17 protein-coding genes and 4 tRNA genes are annotated in these 15,993 nt (G+C 46.2%); 16 read left to right on the plus strand and 5 right to left on the minus strand.

Features of this window, described 5'->3' with window-relative positions; genetic code table 11:
* Positions 1–217: 217 nt before the first annotated feature.
* From EYA81_RS10455 to EYA81_RS10465, 3 genes are all read right to left on the minus strand, one after another.
* Positions 218–1,171 carry a site-specific integrase gene (locus tag EYA81_RS10455; protein ID WP_131225715.1) on the minus strand — a complete coding sequence of 318 codons (954 nt, stop codon included), beginning with the start codon at positions 1,169–1,171 and terminating at the stop codon, positions 218–220.
* 133 nt (positions 1,172–1,304) lie between these two features.
* Complete coding sequence (locus EYA81_RS10460) at positions 1,305–2,078, minus strand: hypothetical protein (protein ID WP_117600992.1); 774 nt, start codon at positions 2,076–2,078, stop codon at positions 1,305–1,307.
* A gap of 5 nt (positions 2,079–2,083) precedes the next feature.
* Positions 2,084–4,144, minus strand: a complete 2,061-nt coding sequence (locus tag EYA81_RS10465) for an HD family phosphohydrolase (protein WP_117600993.1) — start codon at positions 4,142–4,144, stop codon at positions 2,084–2,086.
* Positions 4,145–4,242: 98 nt separating this feature from the next.
* On the opposite strand from EYA81_RS10465, the gene gltX reads away from it, so the two are divergent.
* Positions 4,243–5,769 (plus strand): glutamate--tRNA ligase, encoded by a 1,527-nt coding sequence (gene gltX / locus EYA81_RS10470; RefSeq protein ID WP_131225716.1) that lies wholly within the window; start codon positions 4,243–4,245, stop codon positions 5,767–5,769.
* Positions 5,770–5,800: 31 nt separating this feature from the next.
* Positions 5,801–7,021 (plus strand): 3-deoxy-D-manno-octulosonic acid transferase, encoded by a 1,221-nt coding sequence (locus tag EYA81_RS10475; RefSeq protein ID WP_117600995.1) that lies wholly within the window; start codon positions 5,801–5,803, stop codon positions 7,019–7,021.
* Positions 7,022–7,110: 89 nt separating this feature from the next.
* Here EYA81_RS10475 and EYA81_RS10480 read toward each other — a convergent pair whose 3' ends face one another.
* Positions 7,111–7,623 carry a gamma carbonic anhydrase family protein gene (locus EYA81_RS10480; RefSeq protein ID WP_117600996.1) on the minus strand — a complete coding sequence of 171 codons (513 nt, stop codon included), beginning with the start codon at positions 7,621–7,623 and terminating at the stop codon, positions 7,111–7,113.
* A gap of 3 nt (positions 7,624–7,626) precedes the next feature.
* A complete protein-coding gene (locus EYA81_RS10485) occupies positions 7,627–9,420 on the minus strand; it encodes an aminopeptidase P family protein (RefSeq protein ID WP_131225717.1) in 1,794 nt (597 codons plus the stop codon).
* A gap of 279 nt (positions 9,421–9,699) precedes the next feature.
* Between EYA81_RS10485 and rpsU the strand changes: the two genes are divergently transcribed.
* From rpsU to rplL, 14 genes are all read left to right on the plus strand, one after another.
* Positions 9,700–9,891 (plus strand): 30S ribosomal protein S21, encoded by a 192-nt coding sequence (rpsU, locus tag EYA81_RS10490; RefSeq protein ID WP_005825735.1) that lies wholly within the window; start codon positions 9,700–9,702, stop codon positions 9,889–9,891.
* Between the two features lie 73 nt (positions 9,892–9,964).
* A complete protein-coding gene (xerC, locus tag EYA81_RS10495) occupies positions 9,965–10,849 on the plus strand; it encodes a tyrosine recombinase XerC (RefSeq protein ID WP_131225718.1) in 885 nt (294 codons plus the stop codon).
* Between the two features lie 18 nt (positions 10,850–10,867).
* Entirely contained in the window at positions 10,868–11,167 is a 300-nt protein-coding gene (hpf, locus tag EYA81_RS10500; RefSeq protein WP_005825731.1) for a ribosome hibernation-promoting factor, HPF/YfiA family, read from the plus strand.
* Between the two features lie 93 nt (positions 11,168–11,260).
* Positions 11,261–11,334, plus strand: a tRNA-Thr gene (locus EYA81_RS10505).
* Between the two features lie 124 nt (positions 11,335–11,458).
* Positions 11,459–11,541, plus strand: a tRNA-Tyr gene (locus tag EYA81_RS10510).
* Positions 11,542–11,558: 17 nt separating this feature from the next.
* Positions 11,559–11,630, plus strand: a tRNA-Thr gene (locus EYA81_RS10515).
* Positions 11,631–11,680: 50 nt separating this feature from the next.
* Entirely contained in the window at positions 11,681–12,865 is a 1,185-nt protein-coding gene (gene tuf / locus EYA81_RS10520; RefSeq protein ID WP_117601000.1) for an elongation factor Tu, read from the plus strand.
* A 56-nt stretch (positions 12,866–12,921) separates the two neighbouring features.
* Positions 12,922–12,994: transfer RNA gene (locus tag EYA81_RS10525), tRNA-Trp, on the plus strand.
* A 14-nt stretch (positions 12,995–13,008) separates the two neighbouring features.
* The gene (gene secE, locus EYA81_RS19940) at positions 13,009–13,197 is read left to right on the plus strand and encodes a preprotein translocase subunit SecE (RefSeq protein WP_005825726.1); all 189 of its coding nucleotides are present in this window, start codon (positions 13,009–13,011) and stop codon (positions 13,195–13,197) included.
* 12 nt (positions 13,198–13,209) lie between these two features.
* On the plus strand, positions 13,210–13,752 hold the full coding sequence (gene nusG, locus EYA81_RS10535) for a transcription termination/antitermination protein NusG (RefSeq protein WP_005825724.1): 543 nt from the start codon (positions 13,210–13,212) through the stop codon (positions 13,750–13,752).
* Between the two features lie 57 nt (positions 13,753–13,809).
* On the plus strand, positions 13,810–14,253 hold the full coding sequence (gene rplK, locus EYA81_RS10540; protein ID WP_005825722.1) for a 50S ribosomal protein L11: 444 nt from the start codon (positions 13,810–13,812) through the stop codon (positions 14,251–14,253).
* Between the two features lie 15 nt (positions 14,254–14,268).
* The gene (gene rplA, locus EYA81_RS10545) at positions 14,269–14,967 is read left to right on the plus strand and encodes a 50S ribosomal protein L1 (RefSeq protein ID WP_005825721.1); all 699 of its coding nucleotides are present in this window, start codon (positions 14,269–14,271) and stop codon (positions 14,965–14,967) included.
* A gap of 15 nt (positions 14,968–14,982) precedes the next feature.
* Positions 14,983–15,504 (plus strand): 50S ribosomal protein L10, encoded by a 522-nt coding sequence (rplJ, locus tag EYA81_RS10550; protein WP_131225719.1) that lies wholly within the window; start codon positions 14,983–14,985, stop codon positions 15,502–15,504.
* Positions 15,505–15,565: 61 nt separating this feature from the next.
* Positions 15,566–15,943: a 50S ribosomal protein L7/L12 gene (gene rplL / locus EYA81_RS10555; RefSeq protein WP_004291279.1), complete on the plus strand. Its 378-nt coding sequence runs from the start codon at positions 15,566–15,568 to the stop codon at positions 15,941–15,943.
* The last annotated feature ends 50 nt before the right edge of the window (positions 15,944–15,993 follow it).

Raw genomic sequence — 15,993 nt, forward strand, 5'->3', positions numbered from 1 at the left:
TATAGTCTTAATCCCCAACATCATAGAAAAGCTACAATAGAAATTATGAAGTGAAAAAGTGCCTAATTTTCAATCAAAGCTTCTATCTTTCAGTTTATTGCTTACGTTGGGAAATTTTTTGTAAAGTCGATATCAATCCGTTCCTCAAAACTTTGTTTGAAGATTATAAAAAAGAAACAACAAGTTTGCTCTACTTCCTCAAAAGAAGTAATCTCTTTTATACTGGATATCCTTCGTTTTTTACAAAAGAAATTACCTTCTGATTGGCTTCGTCAATCTTTCTGTTGCTGAAAGGCTTCAGATAGGTTTCCGTCACTGTGATGGAGGAGTGCCCCATGGCTTCTGATATGATTCCGGGATGTATCTCGCAGTGGTAAGCCATGGTGGCCCAAGTATGTCTCGCGGCATAACTACTGAGTGCCGACTGCATTCCCAGACACTGCCTGAGCACTGCCAAACGTTGGTTGAATGCCCTGAGTGCCGACTGGTATTCCCGGTATGCCGCTTCTGTGCCTTCCTCACTTTGTAATATGGGGAATAAATAAGGAGAGTCCTTGTCCTTGTTTGCTATTATTCTCACCATCTGCATGGCTTCGGGTGTGAGTGACACGGTTAGTGCCCGTCCCGTCTTCCTGCGCCTATAAGACAAGATGTTTCCTTGTAAGTCCCTTTTGTGCAGATACGCTAGGTCTACAAAAGGAATCCCTCTTAGCATAAACATCAATACAAAGAAAATTTTTGTTTTCTGTCGGGTGTTGGGAGAATTACCGGCCTGCAGGTTCATCTCTGTCTCTCGCACCAAAGAGCCTATGTCGGAAGCTTCGAGCGCTTTCTTCCTATCTGTCCGTGTACCGGTATATACATGTTCAAACAGTCTGGGTACATATCGCACCAGCTTTCTGTCCACTGTCCGGTTGTAAACCGAGCGTATTGCTTTAATATAGGTGGACACCGTGTTCCAACTACAATTCCTCTGTCTGAGGTAGTTTTCGAATCTCTTCAGTACGGTCGGGCTCAGCTTGCGCATGGGCATCGGTTGCCATTTGGCGAATACCGAGAATACATTCACCGTTGACTGGTAGATGTGTGCTGTTCCCCACCTGCCGCTTTCCCGGAGTTCCCCAATGACTGAGGAGAACATCTCTTGTAAGGTAATTTCATTTCTGCTCATTTTTAAATTATTTATAAAAAGGTTTATCCTGCAATTATAAATAAATTGAGAGCAAGTGCAAAGGCATCATTCTGAAATCTGCGAAACGGGAATGATGCCGTATCCGGCAGCTTATTTGTTGGCTAACGTCTGTTTAGTGGCTGATATACGTATCCTGGAAGAACCGTTTGTTGTCGTTTAGGCTGCAAGTGGCATCCACTCCGGCTTGTTGCAGGCGTTCGGTAATCTCATTCAGCTTTTTCCTCGAAACCCTTCCGATATAAAACAGACGATAGCGGTAATCGTTGTCCAACAATTCCATGACGTGCGTGAAATTCTGTTCGCGGGCAAAGTCGAAGTTTACTTTTCTTAGGTTTTGGTACGGATAGCGGATGTTCCTGCCTACGCTGTGTATGATGAGGCCGTCATTGTCCAGCGTCAGGTAACAGAAGCGGGTCATCAGCATGCTGATGAAAAAAAGACTTAATGCAAACGAAATGATAGCCGGGATGAAGCCCCACCATACGTTGCCACTGACGGAATAATATCCCAAGATAAGGGACACTAGGAATAAGACAAAGAACCAGAACATATAGAGTGACGGGCGCTGGTATGTTTCTGTGGGAATCTTTGCGGCTGTCCGTTCCCTCGGTGCGTAGTTGTCGAAGGGGATTTCTTGGGAGACCAGGTAGCGGATGACCGAGGAAGGGTGACGGAAAGGAGGCAGATAGATTGCTTTTTCTTTCCCTTCCTTTAGATGTAAAGTCAGTATGCCCGGACCGTATTTGTCTTTTGCAGCCAGGTTGCTTTTGCGGGGAACCTGGTGGTAACGCTTCATGAAACTGAAACTCTTGATTTGGTGCAGTCCGATGTGCTGGCTTTGCAGCAGTTGTTCGGCTCTTTTCTGTTCTTTACTGGTCACTTCCATAGTTCTTATTTTTTAAGTTCGGGATAACTGATGCGGGTATGGTATATAGTCTTCAGCTTCTCCTTGAATACGTTCTTCACGGTGGCGATATCCTTGAAGGTGATGGGGCATTCCTTGAAATAGCCTTCTGCCACTTGCGAATCGATAATCTTGTCTACCAGGTTGCTGATGCTCTCTTCCGTATATTCGGGCAGACTGCGTGAAGCGGCTTCCACCGAATCGGCCATCATCAGGATAGCCTGCTCTTTGGTGAACGGGTTGGGACCGGGGTAAGTGAATGCCTCCTCGTTGGGGGCTTCACCGGGGTGTTCGTTTTTCCAGGAGATATAGAAATACTTCGTTTTTCCACGACCATGGTGAGTGGTGATGAAATCCTTGATTACTTTGGGGAGATTGTTCTTCTCGGCCAGCTTCAGCCCGTCCGTCACATGGCTGATGACGACTTGGGCACTTTGCTCATAGCCCAGATTCTTGTGCGGATTGACTCCGCCCGACTGATTCTCGGTGAAGAACACCGGATTCTCCATCTTGCCGATGTCATGATACAGCGCTCCGGTACGTACCAGCTGGCTTTTGGCTCCGATGCGGTTGGCCGCTTCTGCCGCAAGGTTGGCAACCTGCATGGAATGCTGGAAGGTGCCGGGAACTGTCTCGGACATGCGGCGCAGCAGGCTGTTATTGATGTTGGACAATTCGACCAGGGTGACATTGGAGGTAAAGCCGAACGTCTTTTCCACCAGGAAGAGCAGGGGATAGGTGAACAGCAGCAACACTCCGTTGATGACGAAATAGGTGTACATGCTTCCGTTGATTTTTGTCAAGTCGTTTTCTGTAATCAGCTCAAAAGCAAAGTAGACGGCAGCGTAGGTCAATATGACGAGGAAGGCTGTTCGGAACAGTTGCGACCGTTGTGAAAGCTCCCTCAGACTGAAGATGGCAACCAGTCCCGCCGAGAGTTGCAGAAGAATGAATTCATGCGGATAGCGCAGGCAGATGGAGCATATCAGTATGGTGGTGACTTGTGCGATGAAGGCCGTGCGTGAGTCGAGGAACACCCGGATGATGACCGGCAGCATGGCATACGGGATGATATAGACATTGAATATGTTGTTGGCAACCATGATGGCCGTCACCACGCAATAGAACATGATGAGGGCGAAGAGCAGGGAGAGGCTGCCCTTGCGCTTGTAGTAATCTTTACGGAACAAGTCGAGGTAGAGCATGAAACACAGCATGAAGATACTGGCAAACAGTACCTGCCCCGCCAGCATCAACCGTTTTTGCCCGATGGACTCACTGCGTTTGATGGATTCTTTCCGTAGACTTTCAAGGATGTTGTATGTCTCCTGGCTGACAATCTCGCCGCGGTCGATGATTTTCTGTCCGCTCAGTACGATGCCGTTGGCCCATGAATAGTTGTCGAGCATCTCCTTCTTGGCGGTCTCTGTCCGCTGCTCATCATAGGTTAGATTAGGAAACAGATATTCGTTCAGCGAGCATTGCCGTAGAATGTCCGGGCGGTAGTGGGCGGTATCGGCCGTGAGTATATAGTTATAGGCATCCTTCACCGAATATACCTTGTTGATGTCCTGCTGGTTGGCCAGTTTGTCGTTAATGACCATGATGGCGGTTGTGCTGTCCTTATGCAGTTGGTTCAACTCTTCGGTGGAAACGATGCCGGCGCGATATACTTCAGAGAGTTTCCTTTCCAGAAAGCGGACGTAGTCGGTGGAGGGAAGCAGGCCGCGCAGGTGGGTCTGATAGTCTGCCTTCAACTTGGCGAGCACACTTTTCTCAATGCTTTTGTCCAGCTGGAAATACGGCTGGAAGGCGGCGAGGATACTGTCCTGCTCGCGTTTCACCACTTCGTCGGCCTTATAGATGGGGAAGTCGAAGGTGGCCATGAGCTGTCCGTACTTCCAGGGCTTGTCAATGTCGAACTGGTAGTTGAATTTACCGTCACGTGGCAGAAAATAGACAATAATCCCCACAGTGCCGATGAATATCAGTGCTCTGTATAGCAAATCTCTGAGTGAGAACTCTTTTTGGGTATTGAAATAACTCATATCGGCTGAAATTTTTGCGAAAAGTACAAAAAAAAAACATTAGTGTGGAAAAAAAGGTTTAATTTTGCCGTCTAAAATATTCATAAGTAAGGTAGATTATGACAGAAAGAAAGGTCAGAGTCCGTTTTGCCCCGAGTCCTACGGGGGCGTTGCACATCGGCGGTGTGCGTACAGCTTTATACAATTATCTCTTTGCGCGTCAGCATGGAGGAGATTTGATATTTCGTATTGAAGATACTGATTCCAACCGGTTTGTACCGGGTGCGGAAGAATATATCCTGGAGTCTTTCAAGTGGTTGGGCATCCCGTTTGACGAGGGCGTGAGTTTCGGTGGAGACCATGGCCCGTACCGTCAGTCGGAACGTCGGGAAATATACAAGAAGTATGTTCAGATTCTGCTGGAGGCCGGAAAAGCCTACATCGCTTTCGATACTCCTGAGGAGCTGGAAGTAAAGCGTGCGGAGATTGCGAATTTCCAGTACGATGCTTCTACCCGCATGCAGATGTGCAATTCACTGACCCTTCCTAAAGAAGAGGTAGACGCGCTGATTGCTGCCGGTAAGCAGTACGTGGTGCGTTTCAAGATAGAGCCGAACGAAGATGTGCATGTGAACGACTTGATTCGTGGGGAAGTGGTGATAAACTCTTCCATTCTTGATGACAAGGTTCTTTATAAATCGGCAGATGAACTACCTACTTACCATCTGGCCAATATTGTGGACGACCATTTGATGGAAGTGTCCCATGTGATACGTGGTGAGGAATGGTTGCCTTCCGCACCGTTGCATGTATTGCTCTACCGTGCCTTTGGGTGGGAGGATACCATGCCTGCCTTTGCGCATTTGCCCTTGTTGCTGAAGCCCGAGGGTAACGGCAAATTGAGTAAGCGTGACGGCGACCGTCTGGGCTTCCCGGTTTTCCCGTTGGAGTGGCATGACCCCAAGTCGGGAGATGTCTCTTCAGGTTACCGCGAATCTGGTTATCTGCCCGAAGCGGTCATTAATTTCCTGGCTCTGCTGGGCTGGAATCCGGGCAATGACCAGGAACTGATGTCTATGGATGAATTGGTGAAATTGTTTGATTTGAGCCATTGTAGCAAGTCGGGTGCCAAATTCGACTATAAGAAAGGTATCTGGTTCAACCATGAGTACATCATGATGAAACCGGATGCGGAGATAGCTTGTCTTTTCAAGCCGGTGCTGGAGTCTAACGGCATAGACGCCTCCAACTATAGCGACGAGTTCCTTACGAAAGTGATTTCACTGGTGAAGGGACGCGTCAACTTCGTAAAGGAACTGTGGGACCAGACCCGTTTCTTCTTCGTAGCTCCCACGGAATATGCGGCAAAGGATGTGAAGAAACGTTGGTCGGAAGATACTCCCCGCATCATGGCTGAATTGATGGATGTGCTGCGCGGTATCGGGGATTTCTCCTCCAAGCCTTCCGAAGATATTGTGATTGGCTGGATTACCGAGCGTGGCTATCACATGGGAAATGTGATGAATGCCTTCCGCTTGTCAGTGGTGGGCGAGTGTAAAGGTCCGCACATGTTCGACATTACTGAGCTGATTGGCAAGGAAGAGACGTTGGTCCGTATACAGCGTGCTGTTGATGCTTTAAAGTGAATAAATCTTCTTCATCCTTAATCCATATAGTATGCTATATGACTTGGCAATAGCCATCTACGATATTCTGGTGCATCTGGCTGCTCCATTTAGCCGTAAGCCCCGAAAGATGATGAAGGGACACTGGGTGGTTTATGAACTTCTCCGGCAGCAGTTGGAGAAGGACGTGCGCTATATATGGTTCCATGCCGCTTCTTTGGGGGAGTTCGAGCAGGGACGGCCGTTGATTGAGAAAATTCGTGCCAAATATCCGGATTACGGTATTCTGCTGACTTTCTTCTCGCCGTCGGGCTATGAGGTCCGCAAGAATTATAGGGGGGCAGACGTTGTCTGCTACCTGCCTTTCGACAAGCCTCGAAATGTGAAGAAGTTCCTGGATATCGTGAATCCCTGCATGGCATTCTTCATCAAGTACGAGTTCTGGAAGAACTATCTGGACGAACTGCATAAGCGTCGTATTCCGGTGTACAGCATTTCCTCCATTTTCCGTCGCGGGCAAGTATTTTTCAAGTGGTATGGCGGTACGTACAGACATGTGCTGCGCGACTTCGACCATTTGTTTGTGCAGAATGAACGCTCCAAACGCTATCTGGCGAAGATAGGCATCAGCCGTGTCACGGTGGTGGGGGATACCCGTTTTGACCGTGTGCTGCAGATTTGTGAGGAAGCTAAGCGTCTGCCTTTGGTGGAGCTTTTCAAGAACAATACGATGACTTTTGTGGCAGGAAGCTCTTGGCAGCCGGACGAGGATTTATTTATTGAATACTTCAACCAGCATCCGGAGGTGAAGTTGATTATCGCTCCGCATGTCATCGACGAGAACCATCTGGTAGAGATTATCCGTAAACTGAAACGCCCTTATGTGCGCTATACCCGTGCCAACGAGAAGAATGTCCGTAAGGCCGATTGCCTGATTATTGATTGCTTCGGGCTGCTCTCTTCCATTTACCGCTATGGCGAGATTGCCTATATCGGAGGTGGTTTCGGAGTGGGAATCCACAATACCCTTGAGGCTGCAGTTTATGGCATTCCGGTGATTTTCGGACCGAAGTATCAGAAATTTCAGGAGGCCATCCAGTTGCTGGAGACAAAAGGCGCTTTCTCGGTGAAGGATTATGAGGAGCTGAAAACTTTGCTCGACCGTATGCTGACAGATGAAGTCTTTTTGCGCGAATCAGGCATGAATGCAAGCAATTATGTGACCAGCAATGCCGGTGCGACGGATAAGATAATGAGTATGATAAACTTTTAGAAGAGTAAAGAGTGATAACGATAGGGCGATAAAGGTGATGGAATGGCATCCCTTTATCGCCCTGTTTTTTAGGGGGGCCTTGCCTCCCTTTATTTGTACCAGTCGGAATACATCAGATAGTTGTGTGCAATCTTCTGGTTCAGCTCCTTGGCCTGCTTCGGGTCCACTTTCTTGATGAACTTGGCGGGGACTCCTCCCCAAATGCTTCCCGGCTCGATGACCGTATTACTCAATACCAGGGAACCGGCGGCGACAATGGCCCCTTCGCCCACTACTGCGTGGTCAAGGATGGTGGAACCCATCCCTACCAAAGCATAGTCCTTGATGGCAGCTCCGTGGATGGTCACGTTGTGCCCCACGGATACGTGGTCTCCTATCTCTATGGTCGATTTCTCGTACAAGGTATGGAGTACGCTTCCATCCTGGATGTTTACTCCGTTTCCTATGCGGATTGAATTTACGTCACCTCGCAGCACGGTGCTGAACCAGATGCTGCAATCCCGTCCCATCTTGACGTCACCAATGATAACCGCATTGTCCGCCAAAAAACAATTCTCCCCGATTTCGGGAGTGAATCCTCTTACTGATTTTATTAATGCCATTTTTTAGTGATTAGTAGTTAGGTTACTGCATGCTTCCTTCAGCCATTCCCGTTCTTCTTCGTTCAGGCTTGGCGAAAGTTTCTCGTATGCATGCTGGTGATAGTTGTCCAGCCATGCCGTTTCCTCTGCCGTCAGCATCTCTTTGATGATACCTTTCTTGCAGATGGGGCAGAGGGTAATGGTTTCGAATTTCAGGTAATTTCCGAACATGCCTTCACGGTCCTTCACGGTCAGCATCAGGTTTTCTGTGCGTATTCCATGACTTCCGGCTTTATAGACGCCCGGTTCGTTGGAAGTGACCATTCCCGGCCGGAGGGTTACCGGATTCTCGTTCATACGGATGCTTTGCGGACCTTCGTGCACATTGAGGAAATGACCTACGCCGTGTCCGGTACCATGCAGGAAGTTCATGTGGTGCTGCCATATCGGCATGCGGGCCAGTACATCCAGTTGCGCTCCTCGCGTACCTTCCGGGAAGACAGCCATGGCAAGGTTGATATGTCCTTTCAGTATCAGGGTGTAGTCCGTCTTCTCTTCTTCGGTCAGTTCCCCCAGTGCGATGGTGCGGGTGATGTCGGTAGTGCCGTCCAGGTATTGCGCACCCGAGTCCAGGAGCAGGAATCCCTCGGGTTTCAGTGGCACGTCCGTTTCCGGAGTGGCTTCGTAGTGTACAATGGCTCCATGCTCCTTGTACCCGGCAATGGTGTCGAAGCTTTCCCCCATGTAGAGTGGCTGTGCGGCACGGAATTCGTGTAGTTTCTTGTCTACGCTGATTTCTGTCTCGTTGCCTGCGGGAACGGCCTCCTCCAGCCATTTCAGGAATTTCACCAGTGCCACTCCGTCGCGTTGCATGGCTGCGTGGATGCCGGCTATTTCCCGGTCATTGCGGACTGCTTTCAGCAAGGCTATCGGTGAGCGCTCGTCAAGTACCCGGCAGGAAGGGGGGAGGGCAGAATAAACGGCATAATTCGTCCTTCCCATGTCGAGCATGATGCTGCCGTCCGGTATTTTTGTCACAAAGGATTCGGTGTCCTCATAAGCGTGGATGGTGACGCCGGCTTCTTCCAGATAGGCTGAAAGCTCTTCCGTTACTTTCTCGGGCTGGATGAAAAAGTGTGTTTCTTGTTCGTTGATTATCAGATAGCTCACTACTACGGGGTTGCAATGCACATCGTTGCCGCGTATGTTGAGTGCCCATGCTATCTCGTCCAATGCCGACACCAATAATACGTCTGCTTCGCTTTTCTTCATTTCCCGGCGGATATCAGCCAGTTTGTCCGGGCAGCTTTTCCCGGCGTATTTCATCTCGTGGATAAAGGCGGGTGCTTCGGGCATGGGAGGGCGGTCTGTCCATATCTCATTCATCGGGTCGGCAATGCTCTTTATGGTGATGTCGTTTTTTGCCAAATCCTCTTGCAGGGCTATGGCTTGTGTGGTGGAAAATACCTTTCCGTCTATACCTACAACTGAATTCGCTGTAAGGTTCTCCCGCAGGAAATCGAGGATGCTGGGCGTTTCGGGCAACATTTCCTTGTATAAGTCGATGCCGCTGCCTTCCAGCTGCTGCTCGGCTTGGAGAAAATAGCGGGAATCTGTCCACAGCCCCGCCTTGTCGGTGGTAATCACCACCGTGCCTGCCGAACCGGTAAAACCTGATATCCATTCTCTTGATTTCCAGTACGGTGCTACGTACTCGCTTAGGTGCGGGTCGGTACTGGGGATAATGAAAGCGTCTATGCCTTCTCTTTTTAACAATGCCCGTAAAGCATCTATACGTTGATTGATTGTCTGAGCCATATTTTTATAAATGTAATTAAGTAGGCGTGTAAATGAGTTTATAATCTCTCCATTCTCTGCTTTCAAAGTTACACATTCTCTTTTAAAAAATTGCCATGCTTCACGGATTTTAGCGGATTGGCTCAATAAAAACATCTTTCCCTCTGCTCATTCGTTTGATAATTAGGAATTATGGGTAATTTTTTTGCAGAAAGTTTTGTGAATAAAGAAAGTATGTGTAATTTTGCCGCTCAATTTGATCGTGAGATTTTTAAACCATTAACATTTAATTAAAAGAAAATGATTGTAGTACCTGTAAAAGAAGGCGAAAACATTGAAAAAGCGCTGAAGAAATTCAAAAGAAAGTTTGAAAAAACTGGCACAGTTAAGGAATTGAGACGCAGACAACAGTTCGATAAACCGTCTGTGACTAAAAGACTTAAGAAAGAACGTGCTGTTTACGTTCAACAACTTCAGCAAGTAGAAGATTAATAATTCGTAAATTCCTTTGAATTATTGAATTCTTTTTCATACATTCGTTGCATGATTTTAGATATGTAGCGATATGTTGTTGACAGATTCTTTTCTTGACTATCTTCTGTACGAGCGGAACTATTCCAAAGGTACGATTGAGTACTATCGGACAGATATTCTTGAACTGCAGAGGTTTGGAGAAGAAATGTGGGGGGACTTGACTCCATCGGATGTAGATGCAGAACTTGTTCGTGAATGGATTGCTTCCTTGATGGACAAAGGACTTGCTTCTAATACGATAAACCGAAAGCTGAGCTCTATCCGGACATATTATAAATTCCTTTTGAGGAGAGGTGAGGTTGTGGTAGATCCGTTACGAAAAGTTACGGGGCCCAAAAAGAAAAAACCGCTTCCAGTATTTCTGAGAGAAGGTGAGATGGATAGGTTGCTGGATGATATGGATTTTGGTGAAGGTTTTGAAGGGTGTCGCGACCATATGATTGTTGAAATGTTCTATGCTACCGGCATGCGACTTTCAGAATTGATAGGGTTGGATGACAAAGATATTGATTTTTCGGCTTCTCTCGTTAAAGTGACAGGAAAGCGGAATAAGCAACGTCTTATACCTTTTGATGAGGAGCTGGGGCGCTCGATGAGGGAATATGTCAATGTGCGGAATGAGGCTGTTCCGGTTCGCTCGGATGCTTTTTTTATCCGGAAGAATGGAAAGAGGCTTTACCGCGGTATCGTAGCATGCCTTGTGAAACGAAACCTTTCGAAGGTAGTGACTGTAAAAAAAAGAAGTCCCCACGTGCTGAGGCACACCTTTGCAACGGCTATGCTGAACAATGGTGCTGATTTAGGTTCGATAAAAGAACTCCTCGGGCACGAGAGTCTGGCGACAACGGAAATTTATACGCATACTACTTTTGAAGAGCTTAAAAAAGTGTATAATCAGGCTCATCCCCGAGCCTAAAGTAAAAAGGAGGTAAGTATGGAAGTAAGAATTCAATCGATTCACTTTGATGCGTCAGAGCAATTGCAGTCTTTCGTTCAAAAGAAAGTTGCTAAGTTGGAGAAATTTTACGACGATATAAAGAAAGTAGAGGTGTCATTAAAGGTAGTAAAACCAGAAACAGCCGAAAATAAAGAAGCCGGAGTGAAAGTGTTGGTTCCCAATGGCGAGTTTTATGCAAACAAGGTTTGTGATACGTTTGAAGAAGCGGTAGATTTATGTCTGGAAGCTTTGGAAAAACAGCTGGTTAAGTACAAGGAAAAGCAACGGAGCAAATAATTTTCCGCTAAAATTTTGCGGGTAAAAAATAAATGTCTAAATTTGCAGCCGTTTCGCTCACGCTATGAACGTTACGGTTGCATTTTTTAGCTTGCCTCTTTAGCTCAGTTGGCCAGAGCACGTGATTTGTAATCTCGGGGTCGTTGGTTCGAATCCGACAAGAGGCTCGCTCAAGGATGAGTGGAATAAGTCTTTCTTCACGAGGTGGAGGTGATATGAAAACGGAAATCGTTCGGGTAAAGTTTACTCTGCGATGATTTAGTAAGGAAAAGAGTTCTTTTTATAATGTAGGGGCAAATACCAGAGTGGCCAAATGGGGCAGACTGTAAATCTGCTGGCTTACGCCTTCGGTGGTTCGAATCCATCTTTGCCCACAACTCTTATTCTCCTTGCTGTTATAGCTCAGCGGTAGAGCACTTCCTTGGTAAGGAAGAGGTCCCGGGTTCAAGTCCCGGTAACAGCTCACAAAAATGTAAAAGCTGATTATTAATCAAATAAATAACAAGTAAAGCTATGGCTAAAGAGAAATTCGAACGTACCAAACCGCACGTAAACATTGGTACAATTGGTCACGTTGACCACGGTAAAACCACGTTGACAGCTGCTATCACTACAGTGTTGGCAAAGAAAGGTCTTTCTGAACTGCGTTCTTTCGATTCTATCGATAACGCTCCTGAAGAAAAAGAAAGAGGTATCACTATCAATACTTCTCACGTAGAGTATGAAACAGCTAACCGTCACTACGCTCACGTAGACTGCCCGGGTCACGCTGACTACGTAAAGAACATGGTAACTGGTGCTGCTCAGATGGACGGTGCTATCATCGTAGTTGCTGCTACTGATGGTCCGATGCCTCAGACTCGTGAGCACATCTTGTTGGCTCGTCAGGTAAACGTACCGAGACTGGTTGTATTCATGAACAAGTGTGATATGGTAGACGACGCTGAAATGTTGGAGCTCGTTGAAATGGAAATGCGTGAACTGCTTTCAGCTTACGAATTCGATGGCGACAACACTCCGTTTATCCAGGGCTCTGCTCTTGGTGCGTTGAATGGCGTTGAAAAGTGGGAAGAGAAGGTTATGGAGCTGATGGAAGCTTGTGATACTTGGATTCCTCTGCCTCCGCGTGATGTTGATAAACCGTTCTTGATGCCGGTTGAAGACGTATTCTCAATCACTGGTCGTGGTACTGTAGCTACTGGTCGTATCGAAGCTGGTGTTATCCATGTAGGTGACGAAGTTGAAATCCTTGGTTTGGGTGAAGATAAGAAGTCTGTTGTAACTGGTGTTGAAATGTTCCGCAAGTTGCTGGATCAGGGTGAAGCTGGTGACAACGTAGGTCTGTTGCTCCGCGGTATCGACAAGAACGAAATCAAACGTGGTATGGTTCTTTGTAAGCCCGGTCAGATTAAACCTCACTCTAAGTTCAAAGCTTCTATCTACGTTTTGAAGAAAGAAGAAGGTGGTCGTCACACTCCGTTCCACAATAAATACCGTCCTCAGTTCTATCTGCGTACTATGGACTGTACAGGTGAAATCACTCTTCCGGAAGGAACTGAAATGGTAATGCCTGGTGATAACGTAGAAATCACTGTAGAACTGATCTACCCGGTAGCATTGAACGTAGGTTTGCGTTTCGCTATCCGTGAAGGTGGTCGTACGGTAGGCTCTGGTCAGATTACTGAAATTCTTGACTAATAACCAATATAATCTTAATCAGTTCCCGGTATACATCGGGAACTGATTATGTACAAACGGGAGTAGCTCAGTTGGTAGAGCACCGGTCTCCAAAACCGGGTGTCGGGAGTTCGAGCCTCTCCTCCCGTGCTAATATTTTTGAAATGAAGAAGATTGTAGCTTATTTTAAAGAAACTTACGACGAACTTGTTCATAAAGTGTCGTGGCCTACGTATTCTGAACTTACTAACAGTGCAGTAGTTGTTTTATATGCTTCCCTACTAATTGCAGTGGTAGTATTTGCGATGGACTTCTGTTTCCAGCATCTGATGGAATTTGTTTATCCACATTAAAAGTAAGAAGAAATGTCTGAGATTGAAAAGAAATGGTACGTTTTGCGTGCTATTAGCGGAAAAGAAGCTAAGGTAAAGGAATACCTTGAAGCTGATATTAAAAACAGCGACCTTGGTGATTACGTATCTCAGGTATTGATTCCTACCGAAAAGGTATATCAGGTTCGCAATGGTAAGAAAATTGTGAAAGAGAGAAGTTATCTCCCTGGTTACGTTTTGGTGGAGGCTGCTCTGGTGGGTGAGGTTGCTCATCATCTGAGAAATACTCCTAATGTGATAGGGTTCTTGGGTGGTTCGGAAAAACCCGTACCTCTGAGACAGTCGGAAGTGAATCGTATACTTGGTACGGTTGACGAATTGCAGGAATCAGGTGAAGACTTGAGTATCCCGTATGTAGTCGGCGAGACTGTAAAGGTGAATTACGGTCCGTTCAGTGGATTCAGTGGAATCATTGAAGAAGTGAACACCGAGAAGAAGAAACTGAAGGTCATGGTCAAGATATTCGGACGGAAGACTCCGCTCGAATTGGGCTTTATGCAAGTTGAAAAAGAATAGTGCAGGTGTTACGCTGTAGTATTCTTCATTAATGTTTATATATAAATCAATTAGAAAATGGCTAAAGAAGTTGCTGGACTAATCAAATTACAGATTAAAGGAGGCGCGGCAAATCCATCTCCCCCAGTAGGACCTGCTTTGGGGTCCAAGGGTATCAATATCATGGAGTTTTGCAAGCAATTCAACGCCAGAACCCAAGACAAAGCAGGAAAGATTCTTCCTGTGATTATCACTTACTACGCAGACAAGTCTTTCGATTTTGTAATCAAGACTCCTCCCGTGGCTATCCAGTTGTTGGAAGTGACGAAGCAAAAGAGTGGTTCTGCTGAGCCTAACCGTAAGAAGGTTGCCGAGATTACTTGGGAACAAGTTCGTACGATTGCTCAGGACAAAATGGTTGACTTGAACTGTTTCACTGTAGAAGCTGCCATGAAAATGGTTGCCGGTACAGCTAGAAGTATGGGTATCGCTGTAAAAGGGGAGTTCCCGGTTAATAATTAATAAACTTCAATTAGAATGGGTAAACTGACAAAAAATCAAAAGTTGGCTGCAGAAAAAATTGAAGCAGGGAAAGCATACTCTCTCAAGGAAGCTGCTCAGTTGGTAAAAGAAATCACTTATACCAAGTTTGACGCTTCTCTGGATATCGACGTACGTTTGGGCGTTGACCCGCGTAAGGCCAACCAGATGGTGAGAGGTGTTGTATCACTTCCTCACGGTACTGGTAAGGTTGTACGCGTTTTGGTGCTTTGTACACCAGATGCTGAAGCTGCTGCAAAAGAAGCCGGAGCTGACTATGTTGGTCTTGACGAATATATTGAAAAGATCAAAGGTGGATGGACTGATATTGATGTGATTATCACTATGCCGTCCATCATGGGTAAGATTGGTGCACTCGGTCGTGTGCTCGGTCCTCGTGGATTGATGCCTAACCCCAAGAGTGGCACTGTAACTATGGATGTTGCTAAAGCTGTAAGAGAAGTAAAACAAGGTAAAATCGACTTCAAGGTTGACAAGAGCGGTATTGTTCATACTTCTATCGGTAAAGTTTCATTTAGCGCTGAGCAAATTCGCGACAATGCGAAAGAATTCATCTCTACTTTGAATAAATTGAAACCGACTGCAGCCAAGGGTACATATATTAAGAGTATTTATCTTTCTAGCACGATGAGTGCGGGCATCAAGATTGACCCGAAAACAGTAGAAGAAATCTAATAAAACGGAGTAATAATGAGAAAGGAAGATAAAAGTACGATTATTGAGCAGATTGCTGCTACAGTGAAGGAATACGGTCACTTCTATTTGGTGGATACCACTGCCATGAATGCTGCTACAACCAGCATGTTGAGAAGAGAATGTTTCAAAGCTGACATCAAATTGATGGTAGTTAAGAATACATTGCTTCACAAGGCATTGGAAAGCCTGGAAGAAGACTTTTCTCCGCTTTATGGTTCTCTGAAAGGTACAACTGCCGTAATGTTCAGCGACGTTGCTAACGCACCGGCCAAGTTGATCAAAGATAAGGCTAAGAATGGTATTCCCGGACTGAAGGCTGCATATGCAGAAGAAAGCTTCTATGTTGGTGCTGACCAGTTGGATGCTCTCGTAAGTATCAAGAGTAAGAATGAAGTTATTGCCGATATCGTTGCATTGCTGCAGTCACCGGCCAAGAATGTTATTTCTGCTCTGCAATCAGGTGGTAACACCCTCCACGGAGTTCTCAAGACTCTTGGTGAACGTCCCGAAGCGTAAATTTCGGAAAAAGAATTATATCAATTTATTTAGTATTTAAACAATTAAAAATCATACAAAAATGGCAGATTTGAAAGCTTTTGCAGAACAATTAGTTAACTTGACAGTAAAAGAAGTTAATGAACTTGCAACAATCCTGAAAGAAGAATATGGTATTGAACCTGCTGCTGCAGCTGTAGCTGTTGCTGCTGGTCCTGCAGCTGGTGGTGCTGCTGCCGCAGAAGAAAAGACTTCTTTCGACGTAGTATTGAAGAGCGCTGGCTCAGCTAAACTTCAGGTAGTTAAAGCCGTTAAGGAAGCTTGCGGTCTTGGCTTGAAGGAAGCTAAGGACATGGTAGACGGTGCTCCTAGCGTAGTAAAAGAAGGTTTGGCTAAAGACGAAGCAGAATCATTGAAGAAAACATTGGAAGAAGCTGGAGCTGAAGTTGAACTTAAATAACATTAGCCTGTAAATCAGGTAATTCGGTTAGGAACCCTTCGTGAAAAGGG

Source organism: Bacteroides sp. A1C1 (genome assembly GCF_004328515.1).
Taxonomy (GTDB): Bacteria; Bacteroidota; Bacteroidia; order Bacteroidales; family Bacteroidaceae; genus Bacteroides; species Bacteroides uniformis.